19 protein-coding genes are annotated in these 16,786 nt (G+C 43.5%); 11 read left to right on the top strand and 8 right to left on the bottom strand.

All coding sequences use genetic code 11. The annotated features are described in order from the left end of the window. Window positions 1-164 precede the first annotated feature (164 nt). The 4 genes from B0H99_RS12490 to B0H99_RS12475 all read left to right on the top strand — a co-directional run bounded on the left by B0H99_RS12490 (window position 165) and on the right by B0H99_RS12475 (window position 4,777). The gene (locus tag B0H99_RS12490) at window positions 165-845 is read left to right on the top strand and encodes a response regulator transcription factor (RefSeq protein ID WP_106534016.1); all 681 of its coding nucleotides are present in this window, start codon (window positions 165-167) and stop codon (window positions 843-845) included. After that, entirely contained in the window at window positions 826-2,241 is a 1,416-nt protein-coding gene (locus tag B0H99_RS12485; RefSeq protein WP_106534015.1) for a sensor histidine kinase, read from the top strand. The genes B0H99_RS12490 and B0H99_RS12485 overlap by 20 nt, the downstream gene beginning before the upstream one ends. Window positions 2,242-2,708: 467 nt before the next feature. Beyond that, window positions 2,709-3,572, top strand: a complete 864-nt coding sequence (locus tag B0H99_RS12480) for a peptidylprolyl isomerase (protein ID WP_181313664.1) — start codon at window positions 2,709-2,711, stop codon at window positions 3,570-3,572. Between the two features lie 11 nt (window positions 3,573-3,583). Further along, on the top strand, window positions 3,584-4,777 hold the full coding sequence (locus tag B0H99_RS12475) for a S1C family serine protease (protein WP_106534013.1): 1,194 nt from the start codon (window positions 3,584-3,586) through the stop codon (window positions 4,775-4,777). Window positions 4,778-4,868: 91 nt separating this feature from the next. Here B0H99_RS12475 and B0H99_RS12470 read toward each other — a convergent pair whose 3' ends face one another. Continuing rightward, a complete protein-coding gene (locus B0H99_RS12470) occupies window positions 4,869-5,072 on the bottom strand; it encodes a hypothetical protein (protein ID WP_106534012.1) in 204 nt (67 codons plus the stop codon). A gap of 46 nt (window positions 5,073-5,118) precedes the next feature. Continuing rightward, window positions 5,119-5,829 carry a type 1 glutamine amidotransferase domain-containing protein gene (locus B0H99_RS12465; RefSeq protein ID WP_106534011.1) on the bottom strand — a complete coding sequence of 237 codons (711 nt, stop codon included), beginning with the start codon at window positions 5,827-5,829 and terminating at the stop codon, window positions 5,119-5,121. 205 nt (window positions 5,830-6,034) lie between these two features. Here B0H99_RS12465 and B0H99_RS12460 point away from each other — a divergent pair, with 205 nt between their 5' ends. The 5 genes from B0H99_RS12460 (at window position 6,035) to B0H99_RS17865 (ending at window position 8,770) form a co-directional block, all read left to right on the top strand. After that, the gene (locus tag B0H99_RS12460) at window positions 6,035-6,454 is read left to right on the top strand and encodes an organic hydroperoxide resistance protein (protein WP_106534010.1); all 420 of its coding nucleotides are present in this window, start codon (window positions 6,035-6,037) and stop codon (window positions 6,452-6,454) included. A 169-nt stretch (window positions 6,455-6,623) separates the two neighbouring features. Further along, window positions 6,624-6,935, top strand: coding sequence for a hypothetical protein (locus tag B0H99_RS12455; RefSeq protein WP_106534009.1), 312 nt, complete (start codon window positions 6,624-6,626; stop codon window positions 6,933-6,935). A 23-nt stretch (window positions 6,936-6,958) separates the two neighbouring features. Further along, a complete protein-coding gene (locus B0H99_RS12450) occupies window positions 6,959-7,783 on the top strand; it encodes a manganese catalase (RefSeq protein ID WP_106534008.1) in 825 nt (274 codons plus the stop codon). A gap of 35 nt (window positions 7,784-7,818) precedes the next feature. Beyond that, window positions 7,819-8,535, top strand: coding sequence for a YqjF family protein (locus tag B0H99_RS12445; protein ID WP_106534007.1), 717 nt, complete (start codon window positions 7,819-7,821; stop codon window positions 8,533-8,535). A gap of 67 nt (window positions 8,536-8,602) precedes the next feature. Then, entirely contained in the window at window positions 8,603-8,770 is a 168-nt protein-coding gene (locus tag B0H99_RS17865; protein WP_181313663.1) for a hypothetical protein, read from the top strand. A 194-nt stretch (window positions 8,771-8,964) separates the two neighbouring features. On the opposite strand, the gene B0H99_RS12440 is transcribed toward B0H99_RS17865, so the two are convergent. The 6 genes from B0H99_RS12440 to B0H99_RS12415 all read right to left on the bottom strand — a co-directional run bounded on the left by B0H99_RS12440 (window position 8,965) and on the right by B0H99_RS12415 (window position 15,214). Further along, on the bottom strand, window positions 8,965-9,357 hold the full coding sequence (locus B0H99_RS12440) for a DUF2512 family protein (RefSeq protein WP_106534006.1): 393 nt from the start codon (window positions 9,355-9,357) through the stop codon (window positions 8,965-8,967). A 96-nt stretch (window positions 9,358-9,453) separates the two neighbouring features. Further along, window positions 9,454-10,329 (bottom strand): SDR family oxidoreductase, encoded by an 876-nt coding sequence (locus B0H99_RS12435; protein ID WP_106534005.1) that lies wholly within the window; start codon window positions 10,327-10,329, stop codon window positions 9,454-9,456. Between the two features lie 190 nt (window positions 10,330-10,519). Further along, complete coding sequence (locus B0H99_RS12430) at window positions 10,520-11,119, bottom strand: superoxide dismutase family protein (RefSeq protein ID WP_106534004.1); 600 nt, start codon at window positions 11,117-11,119, stop codon at window positions 10,520-10,522. Window positions 11,120-11,238: 119 nt separating this feature from the next. Continuing rightward, entirely contained in the window at window positions 11,239-13,869 is a 2,631-nt protein-coding gene (locus tag B0H99_RS12425) for a YfhO family protein (RefSeq protein ID WP_106534003.1), read from the bottom strand. An 18-nt stretch (window positions 13,870-13,887) separates the two neighbouring features. Next, on the bottom strand, window positions 13,888-14,283 hold the full coding sequence (locus B0H99_RS12420; protein ID WP_106534002.1) for a GtrA family protein: 396 nt from the start codon (window positions 14,281-14,283) through the stop codon (window positions 13,888-13,890). Further along, complete coding sequence (locus B0H99_RS12415; RefSeq protein ID WP_106534001.1) at window positions 14,273-15,214, bottom strand: glycosyltransferase family 2 protein; 942 nt, start codon at window positions 15,212-15,214, stop codon at window positions 14,273-14,275. The genes B0H99_RS12420 and B0H99_RS12415 overlap by 11 nt, the downstream gene beginning before the upstream one ends. A 341-nt stretch (window positions 15,215-15,555) precedes the next feature. Here B0H99_RS12415 and B0H99_RS12410 point away from each other — a divergent pair, with 341 nt between their 5' ends. Together B0H99_RS12410 and B0H99_RS12405 are read left to right on the top strand one after the other, a co-directional pair. Then, window positions 15,556-16,173: a TerD family protein gene (locus B0H99_RS12410; protein ID WP_106534000.1), complete on the top strand. Its 618-nt coding sequence runs from the start codon at window positions 15,556-15,558 to the stop codon at window positions 16,171-16,173. Between the two features lie 15 nt (window positions 16,174-16,188). Next, entirely contained in the window at window positions 16,189-16,767 is a 579-nt protein-coding gene (locus B0H99_RS12405) for a TerD family protein (RefSeq protein ID WP_106533999.1), read from the top strand. Window positions 16,768-16,786: the final 19 nt, after the last annotated feature.

Raw genomic sequence — 16,786 nt, 5'->3', positions numbered from 1 at the left:
CCCTTTCATATGAAAAGGCGGCTTTTTTAATGAACTTGCTTCTTTGCGGAATGTGAATTACGTTTATTGGAAGTGGATCAATAGGCAAATGATTTTTTTATACGGTTTTAAGCATTATAGAGTAAAGTGAAAAGTGAGTATACAGTGAACTGGAGAGGAAAGAGATGAAAATTTTAGTAGTTGAAGACAATCCGAGCGTACGTTCCATGCTCGAAATGTTTTTTTCAAAAGAAGGGATTTCCGGTGACTTTGAAGCGGATGGACTCGACGGATACAAGTCATATAAAGCCAAGGAATATGACTTGCTTGTTCTGGATTGGATGTTGCCGGGCATGGATGGCATGGCCTTATGCCGCAAGATTCGGGAAGAAGGGGATTCGATTCCGATCATCATGCTGACAGCAAAAGACAGCGAGTCGGACCAAGTGATCGGCTTTGAGATGGGGGCTGACGATTATGTTACCAAGCCATTCAGCCCCTTGGCTCTGATGGCCCGCATTAAAGCAGTGGCGCGCCGGACACAGAAAGCAGAGCATGTCTCACAGGTGATCCAAACAAAGCACTTTCAGGTCAATAAAGAAATGCGCGCTGTTCAAAAGGACGGAGAAAAAATACCGGACTTGACACCGAAAGAATTTGACCTGCTCGTTTTTTTTCTGCAGCACCCAAAGCAGGTGTTCAGCCGGGACCAACTGCTGGAGCATGTATGGGGCTATCAGTTTTATGGAGACGAGCGCACAGTGGATGTCCATATTAAACGGCTGCGCAAGAAAATAACCGGCGGCGACAAACTGTTCCATACGGTTTGGGGAGTAGGTTACAAATTTGAAGAATCCGAGAATTAAGTACTTTTATCAACTGATTGGCAGCCATCTAAGCATTCTCCTGATCGCCTTATTGGTACTAAGCATTCTTTTTGTCCGCTATGTCGAGGACTTTGCCTACAAAGACAAAGCAGCAGAACTGGAACGTTATGGTCAGCAGATTCTGAGGGAACTGGAGCGCCCGCGTCCGGGTACCGATCTTCAGACGTATGTGTCGCTGCTAAAAGCACAAAACATCGACTTTATCGTTTTTGACCAGCAAAGCCGAGTGCTTTATCCTTTTTCCGAAGCCTTTCCACCAGTTGACTTAACCCAGGAAGAATGGGGGGTCATTGAACAAGGAGAGACACTCGTAGTAAACAGGGATGTAGAACGTTTTGAAAATACGATGACGTTTGTTGCATTGCCATATGTTGCTAATGGGCAATTGATTGGCGGGGTGCTCCTTGCTTCGCCTGTCAGCGGCACAAGGGAAATGATTTCAGAGCTTAACCAAACGCTGGTGACCACCATTCTGATTGCTTTTGCAGTAGCTTTGCTGCTTAGCCTATTATTGGCAAAATTACATGTCAGCCGCATTCAGCGGATGCAAAAAGCGACATCAATGATTTCGGATGGGCATTACGAAGTTGATTTGCCCCAATCAAATTTTGATGAAATCGGTGATTTAGCAAGGGACTTCAACAAAATGGCGAACAAGCTCCGGCAATCGAATGAAGAAATTGACCGGCTTGAAAACCGCAGGCGCCAATTTATGGCGGACGTGTCGCATGAAATGCGAACGCCATTAACTACCATTGCTGGAGTCATTGAAGGCTTGCGCAATAACATGTTTGAGGAAGACCAGCGGGAAAAAGGCATTCGCTTAGTAAGTGATGAAACCAAACGCCTTATCCGTTTGGTCAACGAAAACCTGGATTACGAAAAAATCCGCTCAAATCAAGTAACACTCACGAAAGAAGAAATAGAAGCAGAGGAACTGCTGGAAATCATACAGGAACAACTTCACCTTCAAGCGGCTGATAAAGGCAACCATATAAATATTGAAGCAGAAGCAGGTACAGTCATCTATGGGGATATGGACAGGCTCATTCAAATTTTGACGAACATTGTGAAAAACAGCATTCAGTTTACCGAGCAAGGCCAGATTTATTTGCGGGCTTTCAAGGAGCCTGCGCATATGGTGATCGAAGTGGAAGACACCGGAACTGGTATCAATGTAGAGGAGATTGATTTGATTTGGCGACGGTTCTATAAATCCGACTTTTCCCGGGGCATCGGGCAATTTGGACTTGGCTTATCCATTGTAAAACAGCTGATAGCTCTCCATGACGGAGACGTCCAAGTGGAAAGCAAAAAAGGTGAAGGGACAAAATTCACCATCCAGTTGCCGCATAAAAAAGACCAGGAAGCATAAGCTTCCTGGTCTTAGCTTGCAGTCAAAAGATTAGTTATCTGTTTAAGGGAATAAACATAAATACCTTACTGAAAAAGCAGCGGCACCTTCACTTGAGGCGGACGCGTTCCGCGGGCTTGCACGAGTTAGTTCGGCACTTCGCTGTCCCGCTGGAGTCGCCGCCGCCTTGCGCTCCGGTCTCTGAAGCAAGAAGGCATGGCCAGGCTTCTTGGGCCTGCTTTGCTGCGTCATGGAACATGAATGGAAGCATTCGCTCTGATTCACGGCTATTGCCCAACCGGACCGGTTTGGTTTATACATCCCCATTCATCCATCATAGACTTTGACTACAGTCTGAGATCAGGAAGCATAAGCTTCCTGGTCTTTTTCTTTTGCGAAAGTTTACATATCTATTAATAGTTTGGCCATAGTTTATTCATAATTGGTTGATAATATGAGTTTATCGAATTGAAGAAAGAGGGCTGAAGATGAAAAAAGCTATGTATATCGCAATAGGGGCTGCCTTGGCGGCTGCAATATTTTTAATGACAGGTTTTATTCAAAAAGATGCTGTAGCAACCGTGAACGGAACGGATATCGATAAAGAATCGCTGTATGAAAAGCTGGTAGCTGCAAATGGCGTGGCAACACTCGATGCAATGATTTCCGACGAACTTGTCAAACAGGAAGCCCAAAAAGCGAATGTCAAAGTGACGAAAGAAGAAATTGATGCGGAGATGAAAAAATACGAGGAACAATATGGCGGAGCCGAAGCGCTGCAATCGGCAATTGAGTCAAGCGGCATGACTGTAGATCAGCTGGAAAATGAAATGAAAAATTACTTGTTGATCGAAAAATTGGTCGGACCGGATATTGAAATAACTGACGAACAAATTGACGCATATTTTGAAGAGAACAAAGCATCATTTGCGCAAGCGGAACAAGTTGAAGCAAGCCATATTTTAGTGGCGACGAAAGAAGAAGCAGAGGAAGTATCGAAGAAATTGGAATACGGTGAAGATTTTGCAGAACTGGCAGCTGAATATTCAACCGACACAGCAACCGCGGAGGCTGGCGGCGAACTTGGATCGTTTGGCAAAGGAGAAATGGCTGCGGAATTTGAAGAAGCGGCTTTCGGAATGAAAGCGGATGAAATCAGTGAACCTGTAGAAACGGATTATGGTTTCCATATCATCAAAGTAACAGGCAAAACAGAAGCGGCGGAAGCAGATTTAGCGGACAACAAGGAGCAGATAAAAGAAATCTTATTTGATGAGGCACTGAATACGCAGTACGCTTCTTGGATGGCAGAGAAAAAAGAAGCGGCTGACATCAAGAACAAACTTGAGTAGGAGGAAATAAAATGGGTTATTACAATTCACCAGAGCCACAGAAAAAACAAAAAGGGTATTTTGCTTCAAGCTTTACCGGGCTAATCGCTGGTGCTCTCCTTGTCGGGGTGGTGTTTCCAGGGTTCACGGATTCCGACGCTGCGATGCAAGAAACTTCAACTTCAGCAGCAGAGTCAACCCCAAACAATATCCAGAACGTCTCAGCTGTCGTCACAACGGATGTAACGAAAATTGTTGATAAAAATTCAGCGACAGTAGTAGGCGTGATCAATCTGCAGACTGCAGCACAAAATCCATTCGCTCCAACAGCACAAACGGAATCCCAAGAAGCGGGAACAGGATCTGGCGTCATTTATAAGCAAGAAGGAAACGCAGCCTATATCGTCACGAACAATCATGTGGTTAAAGGTGCTGAAAAAGTAAAAGTGACGTTGTCAGATGGAACAGAGCTTGATGCGGAAGTGCTTGGCGCAGACGTTTGGACTGACTTGGCTGTATTGAAAGTGGCGGCTGATTCTGTTACCGCTGTGGCAGAATTCGGTGATTCCTCCGTCTTGAAACCGGGAGAGCCGGTTGTTGCCATCGGCAATCCGCTGGGCCTTCAATTTTCCGGTTCTGTAACAACTGGGGTAATTTCTGGAACAGAACGGGCGATTCCAATTGATATCAATGAAGATGGCACAGAAGATTGGGAATCGGAAGTTATTCAAACAGATGCAGCGATCAACCCTGGCAATAGCGGCGGTGCGCTTATCAATAGCCAAGGACAAGTCATTGGCATCAATTCAATGAAAATTGCCCAAGACGCTGTAGAAGGAATTGGGCTTGCCATTCCAATCAATACGGCAGTTCCGATTATTGAGGATTTAGAAACAAAAGGGGCAGTTGAGCGGCCGACAATGGGTGTTTCTATTATGGATCTGCAAAGAGTGCCTATGCAGTACCGTCAAAGCCAACTGAAGTTGCCTGAAGAGATTGAAGGCGGCATAGTCGTTCAATCGGTATCACCGGGATCCGGTGCAGCAGAAGCCGGACTTGAAGCTTATGATGTGATTGTTGAGCTGGATGGAAAAGCAATCACCACAGTGCTTGACCTTCGCCGGCATTTATACAACGAAACAAAGGTAGGCGATACAGTAGCCATCAAAGTATACCGTAATGGGAAAGCGGTGAACCTTGAAGTGGAATTAGCTGAAAGCTTGTGATTTTTCAACCCATTTGCTGTATGGCAAATGGGTTTTTTATCCGAGAAAAGAGTTTTATTGAAGATGCAAAAAACTGATTGCTCAAGAGCAATCAGTTTAAAAGTCCAAACATATCAGTGCTGAACAAAACAATGATGATAATAATTACCAATATTACGAAAGCGACAATTCCGCCTTGAACTTTATTGTATTCTTTGACCTTCGGCTCTTCCAAACCTTCTTTTTCCACCGGTGGCTGTTGCATCGTTTCTTTGTTTTCTTTCATGTATTCTTGTTCGCTATCTTTTTTATCCATTGCTGTTCCTCCTCACTCTTTCTATACCTTTCGGTAATCCTTATGCTTAAGGGTTACTGAAAAATGCATCTTCCTTTTCTTGTTCGCGCTGTGTCAGCCTAGTCGCAAGTTCTCTTCCAAATAACGCTGAAGAATGCGGGTCACGGCCTGTTAAAATTTGCTTGCTGCCCCATACAACATGTTCTTTTTCTCCGGAACCCTCAGAGTAATTCGCGATTCTGCGCATTTCATCTTCTAAGCTGAAAGGCAGCAATCCGACAACTTCTTTCGGTTCTTGGTCATTGGGATATCCCGTCACGTTCAATCCTTCCAAAATTCCGCGTCCCTCTTTTGTTTTTGTATAGATGAGCGGAGCGGGTCCGTGGCATACTGCGGCAACAATTCCGCCATGTTCGTATACGATATTGATAATGGCATGAAGATCTTTGTTATGCGCCAGGTCAAACATAGCACCATGCCCCCCGACGATAAAGATAGCATCATAGTCACTAGCTTTCACATCAACAATCGGCGTTGTTTTGTCCGCTATTCCCGATTCATACAATTTTTTGTATTTGCCTTCCGGATCATATTCTTCAGACAAGCTTATTGGGTCAACAACCGGTTTGCCGCCTTCTGGTGAAGCAAGGCCCACCATATGCCCTTCATCTTGTAAAGCGAGCACAGGTTCAAAAAGCTCCTCTGCCCACCATCCTGTAACGTAATCATTTTCTTCATCCACATATCCGCCCGATAGAACGGCCATTACTTTTGCCATAATCTTTCCCTCCCCGGAGTATATTGCCTATGCCTTCTTTTACCCTTTCATCACATCCTGAAACGTACCAGGGATTCGCTTCGCAAAAGCGGAAAAACATAAAGCGGGGAGATTCAAAACCATATCGATTGACTCTTGACGGCAAAACAAGTACGTTTTAATTGTTTAGAATTTTTAAAAATTAAAAAGGGAAGAGGTTGAAAAAATGTCAGCATTGTTTACGACTTCTGTATTAGCAACCGGTGGACGCTCAGGAAGAGTAGTATCAGAGGACAATATCATCGATTTCCAATTAATTTCTCCAAAAGAGCTTGGCGGACCAGGAGGGGAAGGCACAAATCCTGAACAGCTTTTTGCAGCAGGATATGCCTCTTGTTTTGATGGGGCGCTTAATTTGGTCATCCGAAAAGAAAAAGCAGATGTCAGCAGCACTTCTGTGAAAGCAGATGTCCATTTCTTAAAAGATGAAGAGGATAACGGCTATAAAATTGGCGTTACGCTTAATGTGTCTGTTCAAGGTGTAGATGAAGAACAAGCGAGAGAACTTGTCGAAAAAGCCCATCAAGTTTGCCCATATTCTAAAGCCACAAGAGGCAATATTGATGTAGAACTGAAATTGACTTAACTTCTGAAAGCTGAAGGCTGGCGCTAACTGCCAGCCTTCAGCTTTTTTTGATAGTTGATGCCAATAAGCCTTTTGTATTGGTTTTGTGAATAGTTTGATATTTGGTTTTAAACAAAAATGGCAGGGTATTCAATTAATGCACAAAGATTACCAGTTAGGAGGAGGTCATATGGGAAGAGAGGAAGATCGCAAAATGGAACTGGAAGAAGAGAAATCGAACAAAAAAGATTTTAATGCCGGTGGAAATGATTCCGATTACGATGGAGGCCATCCGCAAGATGGTTCTCCCCACAGCGATAGCCAAATCAATTCCAGTGAAGAACGTTTAAACCGCGAAGAAGAGGACCGCAGCGAAGATGCCGCGAATTCCTTTAATGCCGGCGGAAACGATTCTGATTATGACGGAGGCCATCCAAACGATGTTTCTCCAGACAGCAAGGGGAGCATCAACTCCGAACACGCTAACTCCGAAGAAGAATAATAAATTATCAGGAGGTTATGTCTATGTTCTTTCACAGAAGCGAGCTTCAATACGAATCAAAACCAGATGCACCAAATGCAGTATTTGCCAAGAAAGTTCAAGAACTGATTGGCGGACAGTTTGGTGAAATGTCTGTAGCAATGCAATACTTATTCCAAGGGTGGAGTACCCGCGGAAACGAAAAATATAGAGATTTACTGATGGATACAGGAACGCAGGAACTTGGCCATATTGAATTGCTTGCAACAATGGTTGCGCGCCTGTTAGAAGGAGCACCTGTCTATGAACAGGAAAAAGCGGCCGCTGACCCGATTATCGGAGCCATCATGGGCGGGATGAATCCGCAGCATGCCATTGTCCACGGATTAGGAGCGTCTCCAAAAGACAGCAACGGTGTTCCATGGAATGCCGGCTATATCGTTGCAAGCGGAAACTTGTTGGCTGACTTCCGCGCTAACGTCAATGCAGAATCTCAAGGGCGTCTGCAAGTTGCGCGTCTTTACAGCATGACAGATGACAGAGGCGTAAAAGACTTGTTCTCTTTCCTTATTGCGCGGGACACAATGCACCAAAACCAATGGCTTGCAGCGATTAAAGATCTTGAAGCGAAAGAAGGTCCGATTGTGCCGTCCACTATTCCGCCGGAATGGGAAGCGACACAATACTCGCATATTCTTTACACAAATACAGAAACAAGCACAGCTTCACAATTGCCGTGGGTAAGCCAACCGGCTCCAGACGGCCATTCAATTACAGTAGAGCCGCCAACACCGCTGGCAGGAAGACCGGTATTAAAACCAGGCCCGCCAGAGGCGCATGATACGTTGCCTGCTGAAGATGCAAAATAATATAAGGTATAGCCTCTTTTAAAAGAGGCTATTTTTTGTGGGAACGAAAGGAGATTGCCATGGAAAAGCCATGGGTCATGACGCAGGAATGGCACGATGTTTTATTTTTGCATTGGCGGATTGCACCTCAGCTGGTTCAACCGCATATCCCTAAAGAACTTCAATTAGACTTATACGAAGGACAGGCATGGATGAGCATCGTCTTATTTAAAGCGAAACATACGCGCCTCCGTCTTCTGCCGCCTATTCCAATAGCGGGTACGTATTTGGAGTTGAATGTCCGCACTTATGTTAAATACAAAGGGAAATCCGGCGTCTTCTTTTTTAGTCTGGATGCCGATAGCCGTTTGGCGGTAAAAACCGCATCTGCCGGTAACTTCTTGCCTTATCTCCATGCCCGAATGGCGATGGTCGACCAAGGGGAAACGTATAAATTCAAAAGCAAAAGAACCAATAGAAATTCATTTCCTGAAACGCTGGATTTATCTTTTAGAGTAACTTCATCGATGCCTAAAAAAAGCAGACTTGAAGATTGGTTGACGGAACGTTATTGTTTATGGACAAAACCGAAAAAACAGCTTTTTCGAGTAGATATTGAACATTCGCCTTGGCAGCTTTTTTACGTAAAGGGAACCATCTACAAAAATACAATGGCAAGTTTTCTGGCTTTTTCTTTTCCTCAGAACTTGGCGGTCACGCATTATTCTGTAAAGAAGAAAGTTCGTTTTTTTCCTCCAGTTCCAGAGTATTGAGTAACCTTTTGGTATCAGGAAAGAACTTGTTTTCTTATCAAAAGAAGAAAACTTCCGGTTTTTTTCAATGAACGAAAAATTTATCAAGGCATCAATGGTCCAAAGAAAATGGGCTTCTGGTACAAGTTCATTAATGATGACGGTCATGTATTCATGGCAGTGGTTCTTGACGGGACCAATCATGGGACATCGCTCCTTCGTCTTCTTTCAGTATACGGCCGGCACCTATGGATGAGCATCTTCAAAAAGTAGGAAATGAAGCGGAAGACGGCGACCCCTGCGGGAGAGCGAAGTGCCGAGACCCTGCAGGAACTTAGCGACGAAGCGGCTCGGCGCAAGCCCGTGGAAAGCGTACGTCTGAAGCGAAATAAAAAAGCTGCCGAGAGTTCCTCGACAGCCTGAAAAAATCGGAGCTAATGCTCCGGTTTTTTAATATCTTTTTGGTTCATTCTTCAAAGTATGAGATGTTTCTTTGTTGCCAAAAACCCGTTTCGACAGATAGATATGGAAGAACCATTCACCTACTGCGATCAATACTGCAGAAGAAAGAGCGGCCCAAAATGGTGAGAAGTCAGGATTTTCAACTAGTGCCATCAACAATAGCCATACGACGACAAATGAGAGTACTAAATCGCCGCCGACAGCAAGTTTGTTGGACGTTCTCGGATAGAGAATCAGATCCCCGACAAAACCGAGTGTACTTACGGCGAGGGCAATCAGGGCAATATCACCGACTTGTACACCAAAAGCGAGCCCAAGCACAATGAATAACACGACAAATGTCATCAAGTATTTCATGATAAAAGCTTCAAGATGCCTCAATACTTCCACCTCCTCCTTCAACAACTTGTAGTAATTGTATACCCGGATTTCTATGCAAAACTCCAAAAGTCAAAAGAGAATGGGATCGTTTTAAATTTAAGAAGAAGTAAAGTCGCCACCATTAATATGGATTGCTTGTCCAGTAACGTAAGTGCCATCTTTTGATGCCAAGTAAACATAGGCCGGAGCTACTTCAGATGGTTGTCCGCGGCGCTCTAAAGCCGTATCACTGCCATGTTTGTCCACTTTTTCTTCACCAAACGTAGAAGGAATGAGCGGCGTCCAGATTGGGCCGGGAGCTACCGAGTTCACGCGGATTCCTTTTTCTGCCAAGTTTTGTGAAAGGGAGCGGGTAAAAGCAGTAATCGCTCCTTTTGTAGATGAGTAGTCGATCAATTCAGAAGATCCGCGGTAAGCTGTGACGGATGATGTATTAATGATCGAGTCGCCTTTTTGCAGATGGGGAAGAGCGGCTTGGGATAAATAAAACATAGAGAAAATATTAGTTTCAAATGTCTCTCTTAATTGATCAGGCGTAATCGCTAAAAAATCGTCTTGAGGAAATTGTTTAGCAGCATTGTTGACTAGAATGTTCAATTGTCCAAACTCGCCAATTACATCCACAATCAATTGGTTGCAGTTCTCAACTTTGCTGATATCTGTAGCGGATTTGAAACAGCGTACACCATACGACTCCACAACTTCAGCTGTTTTATCAGCATCTTCGTGTTCATCCAAATAAGCGATGGCGACATGAGCGCCTTCTTTTGCGAACGCTACAGCTACTGCACGGCCTATTCCGCTATCTCCTCCAGTGATCAATGCGACTTTTCCTTCAAGTTTGCCGGAACCTTTGTAATCTTCATCATCATATATAGGTTCAGGGTCCATCTCGCTTTCCAGCCCCGGTTGTTTGGATTGGACTTGGGGTTCTACCTCTTCATCAATTTTTTCGAACTTGTCGTTTGTCATCAGCAATTCCTCCTTGAAAATTAGGTTTATGGTAGTTATTCCCGAATGGACTTTGCATAAACGTAGAAAGGGATTCGAATAGAGGGACAGCTACTCAAATTGCCCTCTTTTTAAAGGTGTCTGGAAACCGTAAAGTCAACCCATAAAATAAAAGAAGAGCGGACATTATTATCCGCTCTTCCTAAATCACTTATTGAGTTTCTCCAGTCACTATGCCACATGCGATGCACTCTGACGCATCATCTCCAGCGTAGACCACCAAAGCTGTACCTCCTGGTTTCAATAAAGAATTCTCTTCATCGGTTTTCATCGTGGCATCATTAACAACAAATTCGTCCTTTGAAGTCCCGTCATTTCCGACTTCGATTGTCTGCATTGTGCCAGCAAACGGTTCACCGGCCGATTCAAAATCAGGTACTTCATATTTTCCGGCATCATGAAACTGGATGCCGTGCATACCGGATTCCAGATTTTCCAAATTCAGCGCTAGCCCGACTCCATCGCTTTCAGCAGTCAATTCAGCTGTCCCGATGGCATCTCCATCCGTATCGAGCATTTCCACTGTAGCCATCAAAAGATCTTCACTGGAACCTTCATCCTGATTATCTTCTGCTTCTTCGCCGTTTGGAGGGTTTTCTTCGCCTTCATCCATTTTTTCATCTTCCACTTCGGTCGCTTCATCTGTTTCGGTTGTCGGTTCGGAACTGCCCGTATTAGTGCTTCCGTTACCACAAGCAGAAAGAACCAATAGAAAGGCTAGGGCGATAGAAAGCATTGGCCAACGCTTCATTGGTGTGATCATCTCCTCTTCGAATAACGTGCTACTCTTCATTACGCGAATTTATCAGAAAATAAACGCAATTTAACTAAAGTGCACCTTTTGCAGGAGATGAAATTATAAAAGAAAAATCATTGTTCAATTTTATTTTTACGGCGCTTTGGAAAGAAGATGAACCATGCTGCTGCAATGGCAGAAAGAATGCTGACAATGAGTGTCAGGAAAAAGAATGGCGGCCAGTAAGTAAGCACCACTGTGTTTTTCCCTTCTTCAAGCGGAACCGCGATAAAAGCGTAGTTTGCTTTTAGTACATCAGTTTTTTGACCATTAACAGAAGCGCTCCAGCCCCTTTCATAAGGAATGCTGACTGTTAAATAAGCATCGTTTTTCGTGTTCTCATAATCTAATGCTACTTTATTGCCATTGAAATCTAAATCGGCAAGATCAGTATATTGTTCTTTTTGGGACTTTAATATTTCATAGGATTCTGCAAAAACTTTGATTTCAGACAAAGTATATTTGCCTTTAGGCATACGGATTTTGATGCGTTCAGCAGCAGGGACCCGTATTGTAATATCATCGACATACGTTTTATAGACAGATCGATTTGATTTTCTGGAAGTTAAATAATTATTCACTGCCAAGTTGAAACCTTTATTAGGGGCGTGGTTTTCCAAATGGAAAGAAACATAAAAGTCTCCTTCAGGAATATTGGATTCAGGGATCAAGTCAATTCCGCCAATTTTTTCTTTTACTTCTAAAATATCGTTCTGATAAGTGGCATCAATGGGTTCGATTGCAAATTCCGTTGCTTGTTCTTCAATATCCGGAAGTGGATCTGTTTGGTTGGAATCATCCAGCACGACCCCTTCTAACATGGCGTGTTCACGTGCTAAAGAATGAACGTTTTCCAACTGCCGTTCTTGGAAAACGGTGGAAGTGGAGCGTGCAAAAGGCAAAAGATGCTCGTTCTCGTAAACCGCAAAGTTCTGAGACTCAAGAATCTTCATAAATCCGAACGGGACGTTATCCATGCCTTCAGCAGTCGGCAAAACATCCGCAGTCGGCGCATCTTTTGGAATAATGGTGTACTTGCCTTGCATTAAACTGAACAGGTTTGCACGATTGCCCAGTGTGGCATAGCGGCTTACGCTCTCGCGCGCCATATCAATTTCCAAATCGTATAAATAGAAATACAACAAGTTTTTGTTCAGGATACTCGAATATGCGCTAAGCCCCCTAAAGTCCTGGACAAGAGGGGTGTTGTTGCGAACTCCCTCCATCCAGTCAATCCGGTAAGTGAGTCCCGTGTCGCGCTGTTCAATTTTTTCCAGCAATCCACGAATCTCAGGGTCATCGTATTCTGAACCTGTCATCAGTTCTTCGTTTACTTTGGAAAGTTCCCCGGCCTTGAGGAGTTTTTCCTCTTGGTAAATGTTAGCTGACACAATCAGCCAAATAAATAAATAAGCAATCAAAGTAATTTTAAAAATAGGTTTCTTGAATTTTACAAAAACCAATATTAAAAGCAACATAATCGGCAAACTGACCGCCATAAAAGCCGGATATTGCTTGCTGAAATCCAATTGTTCGTCGCCGAGGGCCCAAACTATGTAGAGGGAAACTGTAAAGAATGCAGCTACAGAAAACCCGAAGAGCGTTAACTTGTGCAGGTTCGCTAGTCCGACAGCAATAATACCGCCAATCATCAATGATAAAAAGTATTCCCAGCGATTTTGCGGTGCAGATAACCCATTAAAAAAGCTTCCAGCCATAGGGCTGTGATGAAGGGCGATAGCGACTAAACCGAGTGCCGCAAATAAACGATAAAGCTTATTACGATACAGGAATGCAGAAAATAGCAGAAAAACAAACAATGGCGGCAAGACCACAATCCGGCTCATATACAAAATATTTTCTGGGATTTCCAGTAAAGGGATATTCTGAGAAAAAGTTGGCCGGTGATTGTTCAGATAAGCATATACTGCGGGTATGAAAGCTGCTGCGCTGATGCCAAAACCGATGATTCCTGTAAGTAGAAACAGGCCGATCGCTTTCTTTTTTTCTGTTTCTTGTAACGTTAATGGAACGAATAGGCGAACCAAAATATAAATTCCGGCAAGAATGAAATTGATATAGGAAAAATAGAAATTATTAACGAGGGAAATCGCTACTGCAAATAAGAACCAGCCAGGCTTTGCTTCGCGGAATATTTTCTCTATGCCCAGAATGAGAAGCGGGAGCCAAAGAAAAGCGTCTGCGAAAAATTCCCAGTAAGCCGTATGCCGGAAAAACATGCCCGAAACACCGTAAAAAGCTGCGCCGATAAATGCATATCGGCGGGCAATGTTCATATATATGAACAAGCGGGAGGCAATATACAAGACAAAACTCAAGCGGACTACGCTAATGAAAACCGCTGCATTCGCCCAAAAAAGAACATTGGGCGGATCTATCATGCCGACTTTTTCTAGTGCGAAAACAATAACAACCGTCACCCAAAAGACAGTAGAGGTGGAAAAATAATAAGACAAGCCGCTATAGATTCCGGCACCTAGGCCAAAAGAATACGAATAGAAAAATTCTCCATTCGTATATTGTTCATATAGTAAGTGTTTAAATGGCATCATCTGTGCAAGGCCGTCATTGATGCCTATCATGAAATGATTCTGGGTCCATTGATAAAGAAAGACAGCATGGCTCAAAATTGCCAATGCGAAACAGCAGATGAAAAGTATAAGGTTCGGGTATTTCTTTCGCATGGATTCACCGTCTTTTTCTTAATTTGGGCGAGCCGTACCTTTTAAGATTTTCGAAGAAACAACAAAGGTAATCGGCACAGTAAATAGGACCGCTGCAAAAGGCGCTATGTTGCTGTTAAGATGCAAGAATTCCACGAAAATGAAAATCAGAATTGTGGACACCGACATATTAACAACTTGAGTCAGCGGAAAGTACAGATATTTCTTTAAAGTGGGCTTGATTTTGTAAGTGACGTAACAGTTCAAGAAAAAGGAAACGTTCAAGCTAATGACAAAACCCACAAGATGCGACCACATGTAAGGGAGGGAAAAAACATTATGCAGAACGAGGTAGATCGAATAATAAGTTAGCGTATTGATGACTCCGACAACTACAAAGCGTGTAAATTCTGTATTCAGCCGTTTAATGTTCATCGTATTCGTCCACATTGCTGATATCGACTAAATAATTTGGGCGCCTTTTTGTTTCATTATAGATGCGTCCGATATATTCTCCTATGACACCAAGACTAATCAATTGAATTCCCCCTAATACAAGGATGGCGGTGATCGTGGTAAAGTACCCGGGTGCACCGACTCCTGCTTTCGTAATTTGATAAAACGTCATGCCGATATAAAGGAGGGATAAGAACAAAACAAGGAAGCCTGTGTAAAAACAAATGCGCAACGGTTTTGTATTGAACGAAATAATGCCGTCTATCCCGTAGTTTATAAGCCCGCCAAAAGACCATTTGGACTCTTGGCCGTCTGCCCTCAAAACATTTTCGTAATTGATGATTTTTTTGCTCAAACCGATCCATGAATACAATCCTTTAGAGAACCGGTTGGTTTCGCTAAGCGCCAAGAGTGAGCTGATTGCTTTTCTGCTCAATAAACGGAAATCGCCTTCACCATCCACAAAGTCGACATCCGTAATGGAATTGATTACTCGGTAGTAGAGGGAAGAAAAGAGGCTTCGGAGTTTTGAGTCACCGGTTCTTGAACGCTTAGCCACTACTTGATGAAATCCTTCGTTAAAACCTTGGACAAGCTCGCCGATCAGATGCGGCGGATGCTGCAGATCGCTGTCCATTAAAATAGCCGCATCTCCCTTGCACCGTTTTAGCCCAGCAAGCATTGCCGACTCTTTTCCGAAATTGCGCGTCAAAGAAATATATTTTACGTTATCATGCGCTTCTGAGAGCGCTAAAATTTCTTGAAGTGTTCCGTCACGGCTGCCATCGTTGATGAATATGATTTCGTAGCGGTATGGTAGCGGCTCGAGTTCCTGCACCAACTTCGTGTACATGGAAGAAATGTTTTCTTCTTCGTTGTATGCTGGAACAACAATGGAAATCAGCTTCATTAGTATTTCTCCTTTCACACCTTATCTAAGCTTGGTTCTTTCTATTCTTCTGCCGGTTTTCTTTTGAAGAATCCGCCGGTAACGAATAGAAAGAGAAAAGCATTTTCTCGCTGTCCAATATGAAACTTCTTTCTGTATGGATACGTATAGTATACATAAGCTGTTTTAAGATAGCATCTTTCTGAAAATTCCACTTGGCTTTGCTTTTGCGACGAAAGGAGAATGCGCCAATCGTTAGTTGAAGACCCCTGGCTTTTTGCTGCGCCTCTTAAAAATTGAAATTTTCTGTTACTAGCTCTACTATAAAAGTATATGCATATTGATGAATGGAGAGTGTGAAGATGGCTATAAATCTTGTAAAAGGTCAAAAGATCGATTTAACAAAAGGACGTTCATCTCTTTCAAGCATCATGGTCGGCCTTGGCTGGGACCCCGTTGCTGCTAAAAAAAGCGGCGGCTTTTTGAGTGGGCTGCTAGGTGGAGGCGGCGGAGGTGGCGCAGATGTTGATTGTGACGCTTCCGTCATCATGTTGGATGAAAGCGGCAAGTTAAAAAGCAAGGAAAACCTGATTTACTTTGGCAATAAGAAAAGCAAAGATGACAGCGTTGTCCACTCAGGCGATAACTTGACTGGAGCCGGGGAGGGCGATGATGAAACGATTCAAATCGACCTAAAACGCATTTCCCCATCAGTCCACCGCTTGGTGTTTGTAGTCAACATCTATAACGCTAAACAAAAGAAACAAGATTTCGGCATGATTCAAAATGCTTTTATCCGTTTGGTCGACAATCAATCAAAAGAAGAATTGGTGCACTACAACTTAACTGAAAACTATTCAGGGAAGATGTCGCTTATTCTTGGTGAAATTTACCGCCAAGGAAGCGAATGGAAGTTTTCAGCAGTCGGTGAAGGAACAATTGACCCGGATATCGGGTCAATTGCAAACAAATACGCTTAAGGAGTGAAGGGAAAAATGGGAATCAATTTATCTAAGGGTCAAAAAGTGGATTTAACAAAATCAAATCCAGGTTTATCGAATGTAATCGTAGGGCTTGGATGGGATACAAATAAATACGATGGCGGACAGGACTTTGACTTGGACTCATCCATCTTTTTATTAGGTGCAAACGGCAAATGCTCTTCTGAAAAAGATTTTGTCTTCTACAACAATACGGTTGGCGCAGGTGGAGCGGTGGAACACACGGGCGATAACAAAACTGGAGAAGGTGAAGGAGACGATGAGCAAGTAAAAGTAAACTTATCCTCTGTACCATCTTCGATTGAACGCGTAACTTTTGCCATAACGATTCATGATGCAGAGTCGCGTGGCCAGAATTTCGGGCAAGTAAGCAATTCGTACGTACGGATTGTCAATGGAGATACAAACCAAGAGTTGATCCGTTATGATTTAGGAGAGGATTTCTCGATCGAAACAGCTATTGTAGTCGGAGAACTATACCGCCACAACAACGAATGGAAATTCAATGCCATTGGCAGTGGATACCAAGGCGGCCTCGCATCTCTCGTTCGGGATTTTGGATTAGACAGCTAATCAGCGATTACAAAAAGCA

It is taken from the genome of Planomicrobium soli, assembly GCF_003014655.1.
GTDB lineage: Bacteria > Bacillota > Bacilli > Bacillales_A > Planococcaceae > Planococcus > Planococcus soli_B.
This window is presented reverse-complemented; position numbering and strand designations above follow the sequence as displayed.

Bases quoted from the DNA above. Each gene is read 5' to 3' on its own strand.
- B0H99_RS12465 (WP_106534011.1), bottom strand. From the start codon at position 5,829: ATGGCAAAAGTAATGGCCGTTCTATCGGGCGGATATGTGGATGAAGAA.
- B0H99_RS12460 (WP_106534010.1), top strand. From the start codon at position 6,035: ATGTCAGCATTGTTTACGACTTCTGTATTAGCAACCGGTGGACGCTCA.
- B0H99_RS12425 (WP_106534003.1), bottom strand. From the start codon at position 13,869: ATGCGAAAGAAATACCCGAACCTTATACTTTTCATCTGCTGTTTCGCA.
- B0H99_RS12450 (WP_106534008.1), top strand. From the start codon at position 6,959: ATGTTCTTTCACAGAAGCGAGCTTCAATACGAATCAAAACCAGATGCA.
- B0H99_RS12435 (WP_106534005.1), bottom strand. From the start codon at position 10,329: ATGACAAACGACAAGTTCGAAAAAATTGATGAAGAGGTAGAACCCCAA.
- B0H99_RS12415 (WP_106534001.1), bottom strand. From the start codon at position 15,214: ATGAAGCTGATTTCCATTGTTGTTCCAGCATACAACGAAGAAGAAAAC.
- B0H99_RS12455 (WP_106534009.1), top strand. From the start codon at position 6,624: ATGGGAAGAGAGGAAGATCGCAAAATGGAACTGGAAGAAGAGAAATCG.
- B0H99_RS12475 (WP_106534013.1), top strand. From the start codon at position 3,584: ATGGGTTATTACAATTCACCAGAGCCACAGAAAAAACAAAAAGGGTAT.
- B0H99_RS12405 (WP_106533999.1), top strand. From the start codon at position 16,189: ATGGGAATCAATTTATCTAAGGGTCAAAAAGTGGATTTAACAAAATCA.
- B0H99_RS12470 (WP_106534012.1), bottom strand. From the start codon at position 5,072: ATGGATAAAAAAGATAGCGAACAAGAATACATGAAAGAAAACAAAGAA.
- B0H99_RS12430 (WP_106534004.1), bottom strand. From the start codon at position 11,119: ATGAAGCGTTGGCCAATGCTTTCTATCGCCCTAGCCTTTCTATTGGTT.
- B0H99_RS12410 (WP_106534000.1), top strand. From the start codon at position 15,556: ATGGCTATAAATCTTGTAAAAGGTCAAAAGATCGATTTAACAAAAGGA.
- B0H99_RS12420 (WP_106534002.1), bottom strand. From the start codon at position 14,283: ATGAACATTAAACGGCTGAATACAGAATTTACACGCTTTGTAGTTGTC.
- B0H99_RS17865 (WP_181313663.1), top strand. From the start codon at position 8,603: ATGAACGAAAAATTTATCAAGGCATCAATGGTCCAAAGAAAATGGGCT.
- B0H99_RS12480 (WP_181313664.1), top strand. From the start codon at position 2,709: ATGAAAAAAGCTATGTATATCGCAATAGGGGCTGCCTTGGCGGCTGCA.
- B0H99_RS12490 (WP_106534016.1), top strand. From the start codon at position 165: ATGAAAATTTTAGTAGTTGAAGACAATCCGAGCGTACGTTCCATGCTC.